Genomic DNA, 18,774 nt, shown 5'->3' with positions numbered 1-18,774 from the left:
ATAAATTAAGCGTTTTTTAACGCTTTTATTCTCTTTTTTTTCGTCTATTAGCTGTCAGGAGATCTTGACAGGTACGGTTTTTGTTTTTAAAACAGTAATTCACTAAATTTACAATACCAATTATATATTATGGATGATAATTTTTCACCAAGAGTAAAAGATGTTATTACGTATAGTAAGGAAGAGGCACTACGTTTGGGCCACGACTTTATTGGTACTGAACATCTCATGCTGGGCATTTTAAGAGATGGTAACGGAAAAGCTATTCATATACTTAATAACCTAGCAGTCGATTTAGATCATTTACGCAGAAAGGTAGAAATACTGAGCCCTGCTAACCTGAGCGTTGAAGTAAATGCAGAAAAGAAAAACCTTCATCTTACCCGACAGGCCGAAAGAGCCCTGAAGACCACTTTTCTTGAAGCAAAAGTATTTCAAAGTTCATCAATAAGCACGGCACACCTGCTGTTATGTATCTTACGCAACGAAAACGATCCAACAACCAAGTTACTGAATAAACTAAAAATAGATTATGATGTAGCTAAAGAACAGTATTTAAATATGACTCCAAACGAAGAAGAATTCTTAGAAAACTTGCCAAGAAACGAATCGTATAATGACGATTCAGGACAAGATGACAGTCTAAAAGAAAGTAGTTTTAATAATCCCGCCAATAAGTCAAACAAAAAATCTAAGACTCCAGTTTTAGATAATTTTGGGAGAGATTTAACAGAAATGGCCGAAGAAGGAAAACTAGATCCAGTTGTAGGACGCGAAAAAGAAATTGAACGTGTTTCACAAATTCTAAGCCGTAGAAAAAAGAACAATCCACTTCTTATTGGAGAACCTGGGGTTGGTAAATCTGCTATCGCAGAAGGACTTGCCTTACGTATTATTCAAAAGAAAGTATCTCGTATCCTTTTCAACAAACGTGTTGTAACTCTAGATCTAGCAAGTTTAGTTGCTGGAACAAAATACAGAGGACAGTTTGAAGAAAGAATGAAAGCCGTAATGAACGAGCTGGAGAAAAACGATGATATTATTCTTTTTATTGATGAAATCCATACTATTGTAGGTGCTGGAGGAGCGACAGGTTCACTTGATGCTTCAAACATGTTCAAACCTGCTTTAGCTAGAGGAGAAATTCAATGTATTGGTGCTACTACTCTTGATGAGTACAGACAATATATTGAGAAAGACGGTGCTTTAGAAAGACGTTTCCAAAAAGTTATTGTTGAACCAACATCTGTTGAAGAAACGATCGCTATTTTGAACAACGTAAAAGACAAATACGAAGATCACCATAACGTAACTTATACTCCAGAAGCTATCGAAGCCTGCGTTAAATTAACGAACAGATATATGTCTGAGCGTTTCTTACCAGACAAAGCTATTGATGCTATGGACGAAGCCGGATCACGTGTTCATATCACCAACATTGATGTTCCAAAACAGATTTTGGATTTAGAGCGTCAATTGGAAGAAGTTCGTGAGCTTAAAAATATGGTTGTTAAAAAACAAAAATATGAAGAAGCAGCAAAACTTCGCGACGATGAAAAACGTATCGAAAAAGATTTAGCTATCGCACAAGAACAATGGGAAGAAGATTCTAAAAACAACCGAATTGAAGTTACAGAAGATAATGTAGCCGATGTTGTTTCGATGATGACTGGAATTCCTGTTAATAGAATTGCACAGACAGAAAGCAATAAATTAGCTCAATTACCTGAATTAATTCAGAACAAAGTAATTGGTCAAAACGAAGCAGTTCTTAAAATTGCACGTTCTATTCAACGCAACAGAGCCGGACTTAAAGACCCTAATAAACCAATTGGTTCATTCATATTCTTAGGTCAGACTGGTGTTGGTAAAACACAATTAGCTAAAGTATTAGCAAAAGAATTATTTGATTCTGAAGATGCTTTAGTTCGTATTGACATGAGTGAATACATGGAGAAATTTGCGATTTCTCGTTTAGTTGGAGCGCCTCCAGGATATGTCGGGTACGAAGAAGGCGGTCAATTAACTGAAAAAGTTCGCAGAAAACCATACTGTGTGGTACTTTTAGATGAGATCGAAAAAGCACACCCAGATGTATTCAATATGATGCTTCAGGTTTTAGATGACGGATATTTGACTGATAGTTTAGGTCGTAAAATTGACTTTAAAAACACGATCATCATCATGACATCTAACGTTGGTGCTCGTCAGTTAAAAGATTTCGGACAAGGTGTTGGATTTGGTACTGCTGCAAGAACAGCTCAAGCTGATGAAAATTCAAAAAGCATTATCGAAAATGCATTGAAGAAAACTTTTGCTCCTGAATTCTTAAACAGAATTGATGACGTAATTGTATTCAACGCACTAGAAAAAGCTGATATCGATTTGATTATCGAAATCGAATTGAAAAAACTATATTCTCGTATTGCAGAGTTAGGATACAAACTAAGCTTAACAGAAAAAGCAAAAGCATTTATTGCTGAAAAAGGTTTTGATAAGCAGTTTGGAGCTCGACCGCTGAAAAGAGCAATCCAGAAATATGTTGAAGATTTGTTAGCTGAAGAAATCATCACTTCAAAAATACATTCAGGCGATGAAATCTTAATGGACTTAAAAGATGATTCTCAAGAATTATCAGTTGAAATCCACAAAGCCGAAGAGCCGACGAATCAATAAATTAGTTAAAATTTATAACAGAAATAACCTACCCGTTACGTTTTCCTAACTTAACGGGTATTTTTTTTGTAAAAATCACTATCTTTAATAAAAGCAAATAGCTATTTTTGGATTTAAATTCTATAACAAAACCTGTTGGGTAGTGAAATTAAAAAAAACATTTAAACACATAGAAACATAGATTTTTACTTTACTAAAGAAAGGAAAATCGAAAGAAACTAGTTTCTAACACATAGCAAACTATGTGAATTTATACAAGTGAAACGCCTTTTACGCAGTTTCAAATACTATGCTTCTATGCGTTTAAAATAATTACAGCCAACAGATCATAAAACTAAATAAAAACATATGCTTCAAAACAAAGTCATTTTAGGCAGTGAAGAATGGTGCTCATTTCCAGAACTTGGAATCCCGACAATCAAAGCTCGTGTTGATTCCGGCGCTAAAACTTCGGCAATGCACGCTTTAAACATAGCTCCTTTTATAAAAAATGATGCCAATTGGGTTAAATTCGACATTAATCCAATTCAGAATAATATTAAAACTATTATTCATTGTGAAGCACCTTTGGTTGACAAACGAATCGTTAAAAGCTCAAGCGGTTTTAGAGAACATCGTTATGTGATTCAAACCAGTTTAAAAATTGGCGATACTAAATGGCCAATCGAAATGACTTTGACTAACCGCGATTCTATGGGATTTAGAATGCTTTTAGGACGCGAAGCCATGAGTGGAAGGGTTTTGGTTGATCCAGAGCAAAAATACCTTTTAGGACAGCCTACTCCTGAATCCCTTAAAGAATTATATCAAAATTCAGAAAAAGCAAAAACAGGTTTACGAATTGGCCTTTTAGCCAGCAATCCTGAATTATACAGCAACAAAAGAATCATGGAAGCCGGCGAAATGCGCGGGCACGAAATGCATTTCTTAAATATCAAAGAATGCTATATGAAATTGGACGCCAAAAAACCTGAAATTCACTACAGAGGCGGAAAAATCCTAAACGAGTTTGATGCTATTATCCCGAGAATCAGACCAAGCATTACTTTTTATGGCTGTGCTTTAACGCGTCAGTTTGAAGCTTTGAAGGTTTTTGTTCTGAATTCAGCTACAGCAATTACGCAATCGAGAGATAAATTATATTCTTTACAGCTATTACTAAACAGCGGCATAGATATTCCAACTACAGGATTTGCTAATTCTCCGCTTGATACAGACAACTTAATCAAGATGGTTGGAGGTTCGCCTCTAATTGTAAAATTATTAGAAGGCACACAAGGAAAAGGGGTTGTTCTAGCTGAAACTAAAAAAGCCGCAGAAAGTGTTATCAATGCATTCAAAAGTTTAAATGCTAACATTTTAGTTCAGGAATTCATCAAAGAAGCTAACGGAAAAGATATTCGTTGTTTTGTGATTGACGGAAAAGTGGTTGCCGCAATTCAGCGTGAAGCCATGCCAGGCGAATTCAGAGCTAATATTCATTTGGGCGGAACCGCATCTGTGATAAAAGTAACTCCAGAAGAAAAAAAGATCGCCATTAAAGCAGCAAAAGCAATGGATTTAAAAGTGGCTGGTGTTGATATTATCCGTTCTTCCAAAGGTCCTTTATTATTAGAAGTAAACTCTTCTCCAGGCCTAGAAGGCATCGAAGGTGCAACCAATAAAGATGTTGCTGGAGAAATGATTAGAGCGATTGAAAAGAATTTCAAATTATAACTAAGTTCATTTAAACTTAATTATCGATTCATAATTTAGAAGCTTTGCCGAAGTTTAAAACTTTGGCAAAGCTTTTTTATTTAACTTTAATAAAACAAAAATAGTAAAATGATTCAATTTCCTTATTTAGATATAATCATCAGAAGTGCAGCTGTCTATTTTTTCATGACGATTGCTTTACGAATATTCGGCAAAAAAGAACTTTCACAATTAAACACTGCCGATATTATTCTAATTTTACTAATTAGCAACTCAGTTCAAAATGCAATGGTTGGCCCAGATACGAGCCTTCTTGGCGGATTGGTTGCAGCACTGGTTTTATTCGTAATCAATTTTGCAATTAAAAAATTAACCCGCAACTCTAAAACTATAAGCAATTTATTACTTGACAAACCTGAAGTTTTAATCCATGATGGAAAACTAGATTTCAAAGCCTTAAGCAGATTAGACATCTCGCATGACGAATTAAAAGAAGCGGTACGAGAACATGGTTTAGAACACCTTACCGATGTCAAACTTGCCATGCTGGAAATTGACGGAACAATAAGTATAATTTCTGCAGATCAAAAGCATCTTAAACAGACACATTACAAACGAAAACACAATCGCAAGAATCTACAAAATTTATAATATTACAAAAACAAAAAAGCCGATTTCAAAAAGAAATCGGCTTTTAAATATCTAGATAAAAATGCGATTCAGATCTAACATTTTACCATAATCATTTTACTAAATAAATACACTTAGAATAAAATAAACCAAACCTGCCAATAAAGCTGAAATTGGAATAGTTAAGATCCAAGCCCAGATTAAACTAACGGTAACTCCCCATCTTACGGCAGAAACACGTTTTGTTAATCCAACTCCAATAATAGATCCTGTGATAGTATGTGTTGTACTTACCGGAATTTTTAAGTGTTCTGTAAAGTAAAGTGTCAAAGCACCAGCTGTTTCAGCGGCAACTCCTTCAAACGAACTTACTTTTGTAATTTTAGATCCCATTGTTTTCACAATTTTCCATCCACCACTTAAAGTTCCTGCTGCAATGGCAGAATAACATGCTAACGGAATCCAAGGTGGCATTTTAAAAGCTCCGTCTTCAGAAGGAAGAACTACATCTAACCAAGGATCCATGTGAACACCTGGATTTGTATTAATATAAACAACAACCGCTGCTGCGATAATACCCATTACTTTTTGCGAATCATTTCCTCCATGTCCTAAACTAAAAGCCGCAGAAGATAGTAATTGCATTTTTTTCAAAGCAGCATCTGCTTGATGAAGATTCAAACTGCTAAAAATCAAACAAAAACCACTTACCGTCAATACAATAAATGCAACCAAAAGCCATTTTATATTATGAGGCTCTAAAGCAACACTCCAAAAAACTGAAGAAGCAAAACGAGGTTTATGCCCATCTTTTATAATTTCCTCATAAGGAATCATTTGCACGTAAACAAACCAAATAGTTGCAATCATTAATGCAATAGTAAATATTTTTGGCCCAATACTTTTACGAGATGCATTTAACAACCAAATAGAGATTAAATAGGATGCCAAAGCTCCCAACAAAGGCGCTAAAACAATAAAAGCAATAATGATAATAACTCCAGAAGGCACTCCGCCATCTTTTCCAGCCTTATACCAACTCACTATATCGTACCAATGATGTGTTGCTCCGTCTGCTCCAACATAACCTGAAAAACCATGAATTGCAATGGCATGTGCTACCGCCGCACCAGCAAAACCACCGATAAGAGTATGTGAAGAACTTGAAGGAATTCCTAACCACCAAGTCAATAAGTTCCAGCATATAGCCGCAATTACACCAGCTAAAATCACCACCAGATCAATTTGCATTGTATCCGCTGTTTTAGCAACAGTATCCGCAACACCAAATCCAAAAACCCAATACGCTAGAAAGTTAAAAAATGCTGCCCAGACTACCGCCTGAAAAGGTGTCAAAACCTTTGTTGCAACAACAGTCGCTATAGCATTTGCCGCATCATGAAAACCATTGATGTAATCAAAAATTAAGGCAAGTACTATAATTAATATAAGTATAGTCATAAGATTATAACTTCAGAATGAAAAATTGAATTAAGAATGTTTTACAGAAATAGATTCTAGTATGTTCGCAACACTCTTACATTTGTCTGTTGCTGATTCTAAAACAGATAACACTTCTTTATATTTAATGATATTTTTAGCGTCTGTTTCGTTTTCAAAAATTTCAAAAACTGCTTTGTTATAAACGTTATCCGATTTGTTTTCTAGTTTGTTAATTCTAGCACACGCATCTTTAATAACTTTAAAATTCTGTAAGTTTCTCAACTCTTTTACTGCACTGTCAATGTTTTGACAAGCTTCAAGGTTGATTTCTGTCATCTTTCTGATAGATTTTGTAATCTTATCAACTTGATACAATCTCATACGGCTAGATGCACCGTGAAGATAATCTGCAACGTTGTCAATTGAAGTAATTAACGTGTGAATATCTTCTCTATCAAATGGAGTAATAAAGTTTCTGCTTAACTCAAGGTTAGTCTGACGGGTAATGTCTTCTCCTTTTTGTTCTAATTCGTCAATTTTTTGAAAAAGAATTTCTCTTTCTTTTAATGGTAAATTTACAGCTTCGTGTAAGTTAGAAGCTAATTCAATTAAATTGCTAGAAGCCTCTTCAAAAAGTGGAAAGAATTTTTTGTCTTTCGGCACTAAAAATTGGAAAATACTGTTTATTGACATTGTTTTATTTTTGATAGTGCAAAATTACTTCAATAATATTTTGCAATGTTAAGCCATTGTTAACAAATCGTTTTCTATTTGGAAACTCTCTAGGAATAACACCGTGTTTTCTATGTCATTATGTAAGATTCTGTCTTCTTTTACCAGAGGCACCACTTCGCGGTAACTGCTTAAGAACATTTCGATAAAATCGCTTGATTTTAGCGGTTCTCTGTACGCAATTGCCTGTGAAGCATTCAACAATTCTATCGCCAAAATACGCTCTAAATTATCTAAAATTCGTAAGGCTTTTGTAGCTCCGTTGGCTCCCATGCTCACATGATCTTCTTGTCCGTTACTGGAAACAATACTATCAATACTTGCTGGAGTTGCCAATTGTTTATTTTGACTTGCAATACTGGCTGCAGTATATTGTGGAATCATTAAACCAGAATTTAGCCCTGGATTATCGACCAAAAATGCTGGAAGATTACGCAATCCGGAAATTAATTGATAGGTTCTTCTTTCAGAAATACTTCCTAATTCCGCCAAAGCAATTGCCATAAAATCTAAAGCTAAAGCTAAAGGCTGTCCATGGAAATTCCCGCCAGAAATAATCTGATCGGCTTCTATGAATATATTTGGATTATCAGTAACCGAATTGATTTCGGTTTTGAATACTTTTCGAACATAATCAATCGCATCTTTTGAAGCTCCGTGAACCTGAGGCATACAGCGGAAAGAATACGGATCCTGAACATGTTTCTTTTCTTGAGCAATAATTTCACTTCCCTCTAAGAATTCAGTAATTCTTTGTGCTGTTATAATCTGACCTTTGTGCGGACGTATATAATGAATCAATTCGTTGAATGGTTCGATTCTTCCATCAAAACCTTCCAAAGAAATAGTTCCAATTAAATCTGCCAAATACGAATATTTATAAGCTTTAATCAAAATATGAGCTCCATAAGCACTCATAAACTGCGTTCCATTCAACAAAGCCAATCCTTCTTTGGACTGTAAAACAATTGGTTCCCAGTTAAAATGTTTTAAAACTTCAGCAGAAGCTGTTTTCTTCCCTTCAAAAAGCACTACTCCTTCTCCAATTAAAGGTAATGACATATGAGCTAAAGGCGCTAAATCTCCCGAAGCTCCAAGTGAACCTTGAGTATAAATGATTGGCAGAATATCATTATTATAAAAATCAACCAAACGCTCTAAAGTCTTCAATTGCACTCCGGAATGTCCGTAGCTTAAAGATTGAATTTTCAGCAAAAGCATCATTTTCACAATTTCAGACGGAACTTCTTCTCCAGTTCCACAAGCGTGAGATTTCACTAAGTTTTCTTGAAGCTTAGATAAATTCTCATTTGAGATTTTCACACTATACAACGAACCAAAACCAGTATTGATACCATAAATGGGCGCTGTATGTGATTCCATTTTTTTATCTAAATAATCACGGCATTTCTGCACATTTACTTTAGCTTCTTCCGATAATTCAAGCATTTTATTATTGGATAAAATCTCGTGTAGTGTTTCTAAAGTAATCGTTTCAGTACTTATATAATGGATTTCTCTCATGATGTTTTTCAATTTAAGACGTCAAAATTCAACAAATCAATATTAAAAAGCAACAATTTATCACAATAATTAAAATTTCAACAAAAGCCATTCTATGCTTTTAATTTATTCTCAAAGCTAAACTTCTCTTTTCTTATGGCTTTTTCATCATTTTTTAATTAGAATTCAACTCTTTATAAAAGAAAAACAATAAAAAATAGAATACCAAATATGTCAAAACCTCAATTTAGCCTGTTTAATTTTAACAAATGCTCAATAATGAATTATTGGGATTTGAATTATTAAAATATTCGCAAAAAGCCTTTTTAGGTTTTTAACTCTTATAAAAATCTGTACTTTTGAAAAATCAAAAATGAAAAGTAACAGCACAAAATATCAATCTACAATGACAACTCCAACTAGAGTTGCAATTGCTGCTACCATTATTTCTACTACAACAACTACTACCCCTTAGGGGTATACATTTTTACATATAATCCAGGTTATCTATACTTTTTTCTTGAAAGAAGAGAGTTATTGGATACATAAAAAACATTTACAAAGAAAAAAAAGTCGCAGTTTTCAGTTTCAGTTCACAGTTAATAACCTTTGAACCTTTGTTACTTAAAATCTTTGCACCTTATTAAAAAATATCAAAAAATGAAAGTATTAAAATTTGGCGGAACTTCGGTGGCCAATGCTCAAAATATAAAACTCGTTCTTGACATTGTCAATCAGAAAGCAAAACAGGATCAATTAGTTGTAGTCGTATCCGCTTTAAGCAAAGTAACCGATTTATTGCAGTCTGCAGCAGCAAAAGCGGCGGCAAACGATGAAAGCTTTAGAGAAGTTGTTGCTGAAATCGAGAAAAAACATCTCGACACACTTAAAGAATTAATTCCGGTAAGTGAGCAAAGCAGTCTTTTAAGTCATGTAAAAAGAATTATCAATCACTTAGAGACTTTATTGGACGGCTGTTTCTTATTAGGAGAATTATCTCCAAGAACTGCCGACACTATATTAAGTTTTGGAGAATTGCTTTCGTCATTTATTATTGCTCAGGCATATCAGCAAATTGACAAAGATGCTGTTTACAAAGACAGCCGTGAATTGATCAAAACAGACAATAATTTCGGAAAAGCTGCGGTAAACTTTGAAGTTTCAAATAAACTAATTCAAGAATATTTTGCCGAAAACAAATCTAGAATCAATATTTTACCTGGATTTATCGCGCAGACTTTAGACGGAATCACTTCGACTTTAGGACGCGGAGGATCAGATTATACTGCAGCAATTATTGCAGGAGCTTTAGATGCAGCACAATTGGAAATCTGGACTGATGTAAACGGAATGTTTACTGCAAATCCAAAAATTGTAAAACAAGCACAGCCAATTGCGAATATCTCTTATCAGGAAGCAATGGAGTTGTCGCATTTTGGTGCCAAGGTTTTGTATCCGCCAACAATTCAGCCGGTTTTAAGAAAAAACATTCCAATTTTAATCAAAAATACTTTTGAACCTGAAGCGGTAGGAACTTTAATTTCTGATACTGTTCTTTCAAAAGATACTGTCGTAAAAGGAATCAGCCATATTGATCACATTTCGCTTTTGACCCTTGAAGGCCCAGGAATGATTGGAGTTGCAGGTTCTTCAAGACGTTTGTTTGAAGTATTATCTCAAGAAAAAATCAATGTCATTTTTATTACTCAGGCTTCTTCTGAGCATTCCATTTGTATCGGAATTTTAAATTCGGATGCAGATAATGCCGAAGCCGCGATCAATAGAGCATTCGAAATCGAAATTTCTCAGAACAAAATCGACCCTTGTTATGTAGAAAAAGATCTTTGCATTATTGCTTTGGTGGGTGAAAACATGAAAAATCACCAAGGTTTAAGCGGTAGAATGTTCAGCACTTTAGGAAAAAACAACGTAAACATTCGTGCGATTGCACAAGGTGCTTCTGAAAGAAATATTTCCACTGTAATCAACGAAAGAGATGTTAAAAAAGCGTTGAATACACTGCATGAAAATTTCTTCGAAGAAAACACAAAACAGCTGAATTTATTCGTAATGGGAGTTGGAAATGTGGGAGAAAAATTCATCGAACAGATTCACAGCCAAAAGAAATTCTTAAAAGACAATTTAAAGATTAATGTCCGCGTTATCGCTTTATCGAACTCAAGAAAAATGCTTTTTGACGAAGACGGAATTTCTTTAAAAAATTGGGATACCGCTTTAAGCGAAGGACAAAATGCCGATATTGAAACCTTCATCAAACGCGCCAAAGAACTGAATTTACGTAACAGCATTTTTGTGGATATTACAGCAAATGCAACAGTTTCGGAAGCTTACGAGAAATTCTTAAAAGAAAGTATTGCCGTTGTAACTTGCAACAAAATTGCTTGTTCATCTGCTTACGACAATTATAAAAAACTAAAAAGCTTATCTCGTCAATATAACGCTCCGTTTTTATTTGAAACGAATGTTGGTGCGGGATTGCCAATTATAGATACGGTAAAAAATCTGATTGCATCTGGCGATAAAGTGCATAAAATTCAAGCAGTTTTATCTGGAAGTTTGAATTTCATTTTCAACAATTTTGACAAAGACAATTCTTTCCACGATGTGGTAAAAGAAGCCGGCGTTCAAGGTTTCACAGAACCAGATCCAAAAATCGACTTAAGCGGTATCGACGTAGCTCGTAAGATCCTGATTCTAATTCGCGAAAGTGGTTATGAAATGGACATCGACGCGATTGCAAACGAATCGTTTTTACCTGCAGACTGTTTAGCAACAACAAACAACGAAGACTTTTTTGCTTCGTTAATCAAACACGCTTCTCATTTTGAAGGTATTTACAACGAAGCTTTAGCCAAAGATTCAAGATTGAAATACGTAGCGCAATTCGAAAACGGAAAAGCAAGCGTTGGTTTACAGTTTATTCCAAAAGATCATCCTTTCTATAATTTAGAAGGAAAAGACAATATCGTATTGTTCTACACAGATCGTTACGTAGATCAGCCTTTATTGATCAAAGGAGCTGGAGCTGGAGCAGCGGTTACAGCATCAGGAATTTTTGCAGACGTTATTCGAATAGGTAATGTTTAGCCGCTAAGACACTAAGCCGCTAAGCTTCTAAGTTTTTTTTATACTTAGCATCTTAGAAACTTAGTATCTCAGAAACTATAAAAATAAACTTTGTGACTTTGTGCCTTCGTGGCAAAAACCAAAAAAATGAAAGAAATAAAATTATTCTGTCCCGCTACAATTGCCAATCTCTCCTGCGGATTTGACGTATTGGGACTTTGCTTAGACAATGCGGGCGATGAAATGATTGTTCGAAAAGTCGATCAAAAAGGAGTTCGAATCACTAAAATTGTCGGTGCCGATTTGCCTTTGGAAACCGAGAAAAACGTTTCTGGAGTTGCGGCTTTGGCAATGCTGGAAACTTTAGACGAATTGGATTTCGGATTTGAAATCGAAATTTATAAAAACATCAAAGCCGGAAGCGGCATCGGAAGCAGTGCGGCAAGTTCTGCCGGAGCGGTTTTCGGAATTAATGAATTATTAGGAAGACCTTATTCTCGTAAAGATTTGGTTCAGTTTGCAATGCAGGGTGAGAAATTAGCCAGCGGCAACGCACATGCCGACAATGTTGCTCCTGCCCTTTTAGGCGCTTTTACTTTGGTTAGAAGTTATTCGCCTTTGGATATCATTAGAATTGACAGTCCTGAAGAATTGTACGCAACTGTGGTTCATCCGCAGATTGAGTTAAAAACGTCTGATGCCCGTTCGGTTTTAAAACAGAACGTTTCTCTAAAAAGCGCTATCATGCAATGGGGAAATGTAGGCGGATTGGTTGCTGGTCTTTACACTAAAGATTATGATTTAATTGGAAGATCACTTCACGACGAAATCGTTGAACCAGTTCGTAGCGTTTTAATTCCAGGATTTGATTTAATCAAACAAACGGCTTATGAAAACGGTGCTTTAGGTTCCGGGATCTCAGGTTCTGGCCCCTCGATTTTCGCTTTAAGCAAAGGAAAAGAGACCGCCGAAAAAATAGCAAAAGCCATGAGCGACGTTTACGAAAAAATGAATTTACCGTATGAAATTCACGTTTCGAAAATTAATCCAGATGGTGTTCGCATTTTGTAAAATGTGAAATGTATTAAGTAAAAAGAATATCAGATAAAGTTTGTCATTCCGAGGAACGAGGAATCACACTAGTTTGTCGACTAAGATTGGCGAATTTCTATGCGGATTTCCGAGTGCGATTTCTCGTTCCTCGAAATGACAAAAAATACGCTTAATTAACTATTAGAATAAAAAAACAATATTTAAATAACCACAAAGCTTTGCGAACTCTGCGTTTTCAAAAGAAACCAATTCCTTGCGCTCTTTGCGGTTAAATAAACACAAACCATTGGAATTTGGAATTTTAGCTCTGGGATTTACGTTCCAAAAAATCTAAAATCTAAAGTCAAAAATCTAAAATAATGAAATACTACAGTTTAAACCATAATGCCCCAAAAGTTTCTTTTCAGGAAGCTGTTATACAAGGATTAGCCACTGACAAAGGATTATATTTCCCGGAAAGTATTACACCTCTTGATCCTTCTTTTTTTGATAAAATCGAAAGTTTAAGCCACGAAGAAATCGCTTACGAAGCGATCAAACAATTTGTTGGCGATGAAATACCTGCAGAAAAATTAAAAGAAATCATTGCCGAGACTTTAGTTTTTGATTTTCCGGTGGTGAAAGTCGAAAACGGAATCTATTCGTTAGAATTATTTCATGGGCCTACAATGGCTTTTAAAGACGTTGGAGCACGTTTTATGTCGCGTTGTTTGGGTTATTTTAATAAAGATAAAAAAGACGCTAAAAATACCGTTTTAGTAGCGACTTCTGGAGATACAGGCGGAGCCGTTGCCAGCGGATTTTTAGGCGTTGACGGTGTTGATGTTGTCATTTTATATCCGTCTGGAAAAGTGAGCGATATTCAGGAAAAACAATTGACTACTTTAGGGCAAAACATTAAAGCACTTGAAGTTGACGGTGTTTTTGACGATTGTCAGGATATGGTAAAAAAAGCGTTTTTAGACGAAACTTTGGCGCATAAAAACCTGACTTCTGCCAACTCTATTAATATTGCGCGCTGGTTACCGCAAATGTTTTATTTCTTCTTTGCTTACAAAGCGTTGAAAAGCCAAAACAAACCTTTGGTTTTCTCTTGTCCAAGCGGTAACTTCGGGAATATCTGCGCCGGAATTATGGCAAAGAAATTAGGTTTACCTATTGAACATTTCGTTGCTTCTACAAACGTAAACGACACGGTACCAAGATTCTTAGAAAACGGAAATTACGACCCTAAACCTTCTAAAGCAACAATCTCTAACGCCATGGACGTTGGAAATCCAAGCAACTTTATTAGAATTCAGGAATTATACAACAATGATTTAAAAGCTTTCGAAAAAGACTTTTCTTCTTATAGCTATACGGATGAAGAAACTTTAGTTGCTCTAAAAAACATTTATAACACAGATGGTTATATCGCAGAACCGCACGGCGCTGTTGGTTATTTAGGTTTGAAAAAAGAATTGGAGAAACATCCTAATGCGATTGGTATCTTCTTAGAAACGGCGCATCCTATTAAGTTTTTGGATGTTGTTGAACCTGCTTTAGGAATTACGCTTCCGATTCCTGCTCAAATTGAGAGTGTTATTAATGAGGAGAAATTTAGTGTGAGGATTGGGACTTATGAGGAGTTGAAGAGCTTCTTGGGATAAAAAAACACATAATAAATTATTAAAGCGAGTAAAAAAATTTTACTCGCTTTTTTATTTGCACTACCCTAAAAATATATCGACTACGGAAATCCGTAAAAATTAGCAATGAAAAACACTTATATTTGAAGAACGAGAGAACTTAATTATCAACACCTTATTGTATTAAATTTAAAAGAATGAAATCATTTTCAGGTATTTCTTGGTTGGATTTCCCAAGTCAACATTTTGGCAGAATAAGGGAAGAAATATTATCTAAGGGAAAAGATTATATCCTTAAAATCGATGAGGATGAATTTATTGAATATTTAATCGAAAAATATAGACTTGAACCATTAAAGATTTATCTTGAAACTGAATCAGTTTCAGAACCGAAAAAAGAAATAGAGAAAGTAAGAGATGATTGGGGGAGATATTTCGATGCTGAAGTGTATTACTTTAACGTGAGTTATCAATTTACTGGAAGTGAAGAATTATTTTTTGTTCAACCAAATCCAACAACTTATACAAGCTATGACATAAATGTGAAAAATAATCTAGTATCATTTTCATTTTCAATTTATAAACAAGACGTTAGAGAATTTAATAGAGTAAAATTCGAAGCCTACTCTTATGCATTTGATAATTTAGAGAGAATTAATAATAATGTCCAATCTATAAAAGGTAGTTTTGAAAATGCTGTAAAATCAGCATTTCAAAATGAAAAAAATAAATTCAAACAGGAAAATGATTTTTTTGCTGCTATAAATGTTAACGTTAATAAAGACACTGAATACGTTTTTACAATTCCAACTATTACTAAAAAAGATATTCCACAACCTAAAGTATCCAAAAATAAGGAGTTTTCGAGTGAGCCGAGCATGGCAATAAATACGTATAATGATATTTTGAAAGTAATATATGATGTTGGTAAAAGCATGGAAAAAAAGCCTTCGATATATCAGGGTAAAGATGAAGAAGCTCTAAGAGATCAAATATTACTATTTCTAGAAACAAGGTATGAAGGAACAACCGCTACAGGAGAAACATTTAATCGTGGAGGAAAGACAGATATTATACTTAAATATGCCAATGATAATAGTAATTTGTTTGTTGCAGAATGCAAATTTTGGCACGGAACTTCAGAGTTTTTAAAGGCAATTTCTCAATTATTCGATAGGTACTTGACGTGGCGCGATTCAAAAACCGCTTTAATTCTATTTGTTACGAATAAAGACTTCAGTAACGTGTTAAGCACAATTAAAAGTGAAGTTACAAATCACGAATACTACATTAGCTCAAATGGACAAAAAGGAGAATCTTCATTTAGCTATGTATTTAGACTTCCTCAGGATGAAAATAAAAAAGTTTTACTTGAGATAATAGCATTACATTATGACAAATAAAAAAGCATATTGCTCATAAAACCAAAGAAATTCAAAACTAATTGAAACGTCCACGAGCGGGATAATAAATTTAAAGTTTAATTAGTAAAAAAAATTATTGATCTGCAATCACTATCTTATAAAAAATCAATGTAAAAAGTAAAGTATTTACAACAATACTAACAAATATCCCCAAATTTAAAGATGCTAAAAAGTTTAACATTTCAGGAAATACATGATTAATTATTGAAGTACAGAATGATATTAAAAGAGATAACGCACAAGTAATTAGTGCTGAAATTACGGTAGATTTATTGAAATTTATCAATCTATTATAGCTCCCATGACGTTTCATAGCACTTACAGTCGGACTATTTCCTTGTAAAATAAGTGTCAAAATCGCTAATAAAAATCCAAATAATGTGGATGATATTGAAATTACTTTATCTAAAAAAGTTGCATCTAATACAAACGAAAAAATATCGTTGTATTTGTAAGATAAAATTATAAAAATTAAACCACAAATATAACCAAGTAATTTTTCTATCCAATATGCAATACTTCTATTCATAAAAACATTCTATCAAAATCAGCTTCACAACTAATATGAAGCTGCATAATTTCTTGAGCACGTTGGTTTTCTAATAAATCTGTATGTTCTCTTGGCTCATCTAACGTAATAAATTTAAAGTAACGGTCAGCTACTAAATCAATTTTTTTTAATTTTTTAGAGCCTGCTTCATAACCTGAAACGATAACTTTTTTTACATTTTCATTATTACGCCCTTGCATTAATCTTGCAGCATTATCCAAAACATCCCTAATACTTAAAGTTGCTAATCCTTCTCCTTTATTTGGACGTCCTTCAACCTCAAATTTAGCAAAAACTTTTGATGAGTTTAGTTGACGACCACTTTCAATAGCATTAAATAATGCATTATTTTGATGTTCAAAATCTGCAACAATTCGATCTGGCTTTGCTATTTCAACCTCAATAGATTTATGAAACCCAAAATTCAAAATCCTATTATATTCATCATGAGTCAGAATAACCTCAAATTTCACTAAGAAAGTTTTAAATAATTCGGATTCCGATTCTTGAAGTGCTAAGTAAATAAAATCAACAAAGTGTTCCACATAGCAACCTGATTTATTAGCTTCATACATTAAAATATTGCGTCGTTTGTCATAAAGAAAAACGTTAGCATACGCTAATCCTTCTTCAACTTCTAAACCAATACGAGAAAATGTTCTGTTAGCTTTATGCTTTTTAGGAGGAACGTTTACATCACGATTTGTTTCTAACAAACCGACAATATAATTTTCAGTATTTCTTAATATTTTAAGTTCGACATCTTTTCCTTTAACAGTCAAAGATACATTTTGTAATACTTCAATCATTAAAATTTCAGCAAATGAAATTTCACTTGGTAAATCTTCCATAGTTAAAACCTTAACTTTAAAAAATTCAATTTTCTTCTTCTTTGTTGCCATATTACAATTATTATATATTTTGAGTTGAGCAATTTACGCAAAATATATCGATTTTTAAATATTATTCTACAGACTCAGTAACACAAAAAGAGACCTCATCAAAGGTCTCTTCTCATTTTAATATATCTTCAAAAAATATTTATTTCCCGTTCAATAATTTCTCCAAATACTCCACTTTATCTTTTTCAGCTTGCACCAAACGTTCGTAAAGTTCTACAACTTTATCTAAAGGATTAAAAGTACAATTTGTTGCAAAAATACTACCTGTCGTAACAACATTATTATTAAAACTATTAAAGTAATTTATAACACCTTCATCTGAAAAGTTTTCAATCGCTTCAACAGAAACATCAAGAGCTTTTGCAATCTCAATTAGTTTTTTCTCATCTACAGTTTCGCTGTTTTCAATAGCCGAAATCGCCTGCTGGTTTGTACCTAAAGCCTGCGCCAGTGCTTCCTGTTTCATATCTTTAAGCTCTCTGATACGGCTTATATTTCTGCCGATATGTTTTGGTTTTATTGCTGTACTCATAATTCAAAGATATTTAAAATTCTTAAACGAAAATTAATTTCGGTAAAAAACAGAGGTGTTTTTGTAAGATACGCTTTTCATAATCTTTATAAACTATTGTTTGTCAAACTTACAATTTACAAACCAATATTTATTTACAATAGTAAAATAAGTTGCCTCCAGCTTTAGCTGGAGGTTTGCTATTCTCATACTAAATTCGGCTTTAGCCAAAGACCGCAACAGTTTTGGCTAAAGCCATTTTCTAATACAACTTTATTCCTACAGCTAAAGCTGTAGGCAATTCATTTTTTAGCTCCCAACAAATATAAAATCTTTACAAAACTGTGTTTCATTTTTTTAGTCGGAATTTGTGTTTTTGCCTTTATAAAATTAAATTGTTTCATTATGTTTGATTCGAATATTTCAATCTTCAATTTACATTTTACATGAACATTAAAATTATTGTTGTTTTAGCTCTGCTTGTTTTGGCAATTTTAAATTATAAAAGAATCCTGTCTTTTATAGATTACATCCAAGAAAAAAGAGCAAATGAATTTAAGAAAAGAACCAATCTGGATTTTAATACATTAACAAGAATATCGGCTCGTCCAGTTATGATTTTATATGGTTTAGAGTATTTTTTTCTAAACCGTTCTGTTTTTTATTTTGACGAAAACTATTTGTACAAAATAACGAGAAAAGATCCTGTAGCAAAACATTCGTTGTCTAAGATTACTGAAGTCAGAAGAACAGCTGTTAAAATAAACGAAAGAAGAGTTTGGAAAATAATTATAAATGATGCCGGCAAATTAATTGTTTATAAAATGAGGAGCAATTATGGAAGCTTTGATCTTTTTTCAGAAAGAATAAAAGAGAATCCAAATGCGATTGTTGACGACAAACGTATTTGGGGAATATTTGAATAGTATTAAATTTTAAT

The 18,774-nt window shown here is 33.8% G+C and carries 14 protein-coding genes; 8 read left to right on the top strand and 6 right to left on the bottom strand.

The features are described from left to right. Positions 1-129: 129 nt before the first annotated feature. From P2W65_RS14000 to P2W65_RS13990, 3 genes are all read left to right on the top strand, one after another. The gene (locus P2W65_RS14000; protein WP_179003995.1) at positions 130-2,676 is read left to right on the top strand and encodes an ATP-dependent Clp protease ATP-binding subunit; all 2,547 of its coding nucleotides are present in this window, start codon (positions 130-132) and stop codon (positions 2,674-2,676) included. A gap of 348 nt (positions 2,677-3,024) precedes the next feature. Beyond that, a complete protein-coding gene (gene rimK / locus P2W65_RS13995; RefSeq protein WP_289658196.1) occupies positions 3,025-4,392 on the top strand; it encodes a 30S ribosomal protein S6--L-glutamate ligase in 1,368 nt (455 codons plus the stop codon). 108 nt (positions 4,393-4,500) lie between these two features. Continuing rightward, positions 4,501-5,022, top strand: a complete 522-nt coding sequence (locus P2W65_RS13990; RefSeq protein WP_289658194.1) for a DUF421 domain-containing protein — start codon at positions 4,501-4,503, stop codon at positions 5,020-5,022. Between the two features lie 99 nt (positions 5,023-5,121). Here P2W65_RS13990 and P2W65_RS13985 read toward each other — a convergent pair whose 3' ends face one another. The 3 genes from P2W65_RS13985 to hutH are packed head-to-tail and all read right to left on the bottom strand — an operon-like array spanning position 5,122 to position 8,700. After that, on the bottom strand, positions 5,122-6,462 hold the full coding sequence (locus tag P2W65_RS13985; RefSeq protein ID WP_289658192.1) for an inorganic phosphate transporter: 1,341 nt from the start codon (positions 6,460-6,462) through the stop codon (positions 5,122-5,124). A gap of 30 nt (positions 6,463-6,492) precedes the next feature. Continuing rightward, entirely contained in the window at positions 6,493-7,137 is a 645-nt protein-coding gene (locus tag P2W65_RS13980; protein ID WP_008462731.1) for a DUF47 domain-containing protein, read from the bottom strand. Between the two features lie 48 nt (positions 7,138-7,185). After that, the gene (hutH, locus tag P2W65_RS13975) at positions 7,186-8,700 is read right to left on the bottom strand and encodes a histidine ammonia-lyase (RefSeq protein ID WP_289658181.1); all 1,515 of its coding nucleotides are present in this window, start codon (positions 8,698-8,700) and stop codon (positions 7,186-7,188) included. Positions 8,701-9,339: 639 nt separating this feature from the next. Between hutH and thrA the strand changes: the two genes are divergently transcribed. The 4 genes from thrA (at position 9,340) to P2W65_RS13955 (ending at position 15,850) form a co-directional block, all read left to right on the top strand. After that, positions 9,340-11,787: a bifunctional aspartate kinase/homoserine dehydrogenase I gene (gene thrA, locus P2W65_RS13970; RefSeq protein WP_289658179.1), complete on the top strand. Its 2,448-nt coding sequence runs from the start codon at positions 9,340-9,342 to the stop codon at positions 11,785-11,787. 126 nt (positions 11,788-11,913) lie between these two features. Continuing rightward, positions 11,914-12,837: a homoserine kinase gene (locus tag P2W65_RS13965; protein ID WP_289658177.1), complete on the top strand. Its 924-nt coding sequence runs from the start codon at positions 11,914-11,916 to the stop codon at positions 12,835-12,837. Positions 12,838-13,178: 341 nt separating this feature from the next. Further along, positions 13,179-14,468 (top strand): threonine synthase, encoded by a 1,290-nt coding sequence (gene thrC, locus P2W65_RS13960; RefSeq protein WP_289658175.1) that lies wholly within the window; start codon positions 13,179-13,181, stop codon positions 14,466-14,468. 176 nt (positions 14,469-14,644) lie between these two features. Further along, the gene (locus tag P2W65_RS13955; protein ID WP_289658173.1) at positions 14,645-15,850 is read left to right on the top strand and encodes a hypothetical protein; all 1,206 of its coding nucleotides are present in this window, start codon (positions 14,645-14,647) and stop codon (positions 15,848-15,850) included. A gap of 94 nt (positions 15,851-15,944) precedes the next feature. On the opposite strand, the gene P2W65_RS13950 is transcribed toward P2W65_RS13955, so the two are convergent. From P2W65_RS13950 to P2W65_RS13940, 3 genes are all read right to left on the bottom strand, one after another. Beyond that, complete coding sequence (locus tag P2W65_RS13950) at positions 15,945-16,400, bottom strand: hypothetical protein (RefSeq protein WP_289658171.1); 456 nt, start codon at positions 16,398-16,400, stop codon at positions 15,945-15,947. Next, positions 16,397-17,323, bottom strand: a complete 927-nt coding sequence (locus tag P2W65_RS13945; protein WP_289658169.1) for a DUF6731 family protein — start codon at positions 17,321-17,323, stop codon at positions 16,397-16,399. The genes P2W65_RS13950 and P2W65_RS13945 overlap by 4 nt, the downstream gene beginning before the upstream one ends. 139 nt (positions 17,324-17,462) lie before the next feature. After that, positions 17,463-17,855 (bottom strand): helix-turn-helix domain-containing protein, encoded by a 393-nt coding sequence (locus P2W65_RS13940; RefSeq protein ID WP_289658167.1) that lies wholly within the window; start codon positions 17,853-17,855, stop codon positions 17,463-17,465. A gap of 425 nt (positions 17,856-18,280) precedes the next feature. Between P2W65_RS13940 and P2W65_RS13935 the strand changes: the two genes are divergently transcribed. Then, on the top strand, positions 18,281-18,760 hold the full coding sequence (locus P2W65_RS13935; RefSeq protein WP_289658165.1) for a hypothetical protein: 480 nt from the start codon (positions 18,281-18,283) through the stop codon (positions 18,758-18,760). Positions 18,761-18,774: the final 14 nt, after the last annotated feature.

The organism is Flavobacterium panacagri, assembly GCF_030378165.1.
GTDB lineage: Bacteria > Bacteroidota > Bacteroidia > Flavobacteriales > Flavobacteriaceae > Flavobacterium > Flavobacterium panacagri.
The sequence above is the reverse complement of the archived record's forward strand: the minus strand, read 5'-3'. Positions and strand labels throughout refer to the sequence as shown.

What these genes read in the sequence shown, in the direction of transcription:
- P2W65_RS14000 (WP_179003995.1), top strand. Translation starts at nt 130, where the DNA reads ATGGATGATAATTTTTCACCAAGAGTAAAAGATGTTATTACGTATAGT.
- rimK (WP_289658196.1), top strand. Translation starts at nt 3,025, where the DNA reads ATGCTTCAAAACAAAGTCATTTTAGGCAGTGAAGAATGGTGCTCATTT.
- P2W65_RS13990 (WP_289658194.1), top strand. Translation starts at nt 4,501, where the DNA reads ATGATTCAATTTCCTTATTTAGATATAATCATCAGAAGTGCAGCTGTC.
- P2W65_RS13985 (WP_289658192.1), bottom strand. Translation starts at nt 6,462, where the DNA reads ATGACTATACTTATATTAATTATAGTACTTGCCTTAATTTTTGATTAC.
- P2W65_RS13980 (WP_008462731.1), bottom strand. Translation starts at nt 7,137, where the DNA reads ATGTCAATAAACAGTATTTTCCAATTTTTAGTGCCGAAAGACAAAAAA.
- hutH (WP_289658181.1), bottom strand. Translation starts at nt 8,700, where the DNA reads ATGAGAGAAATCCATTATATAAGTACTGAAACGATTACTTTAGAAACA.
- thrA (WP_289658179.1), top strand. Translation starts at nt 9,340, where the DNA reads ATGAAAGTATTAAAATTTGGCGGAACTTCGGTGGCCAATGCTCAAAAT.
- P2W65_RS13965 (WP_289658177.1), top strand. Translation starts at nt 11,914, where the DNA reads ATGAAAGAAATAAAATTATTCTGTCCCGCTACAATTGCCAATCTCTCC.
- thrC (WP_289658175.1), top strand. Translation starts at nt 13,179, where the DNA reads ATGAAATACTACAGTTTAAACCATAATGCCCCAAAAGTTTCTTTTCAG.
- P2W65_RS13955 (WP_289658173.1), top strand. Translation starts at nt 14,645, where the DNA reads ATGAAATCATTTTCAGGTATTTCTTGGTTGGATTTCCCAAGTCAACAT.
- P2W65_RS13950 (WP_289658171.1), bottom strand. Translation starts at nt 16,400, where the DNA reads ATGAATAGAAGTATTGCATATTGGATAGAAAAATTACTTGGTTATATT.
- P2W65_RS13945 (WP_289658169.1), bottom strand. Translation starts at nt 17,323, where the DNA reads ATGGCAACAAAGAAGAAGAAAATTGAATTTTTTAAAGTTAAGGTTTTA.
- P2W65_RS13940 (WP_289658167.1), bottom strand. Translation starts at nt 17,855, where the DNA reads ATGAGTACAGCAATAAAACCAAAACATATCGGCAGAAATATAAGCCGT.
- P2W65_RS13935 (WP_289658165.1), top strand. Translation starts at nt 18,281, where the DNA reads ATGAACATTAAAATTATTGTTGTTTTAGCTCTGCTTGTTTTGGCAATT.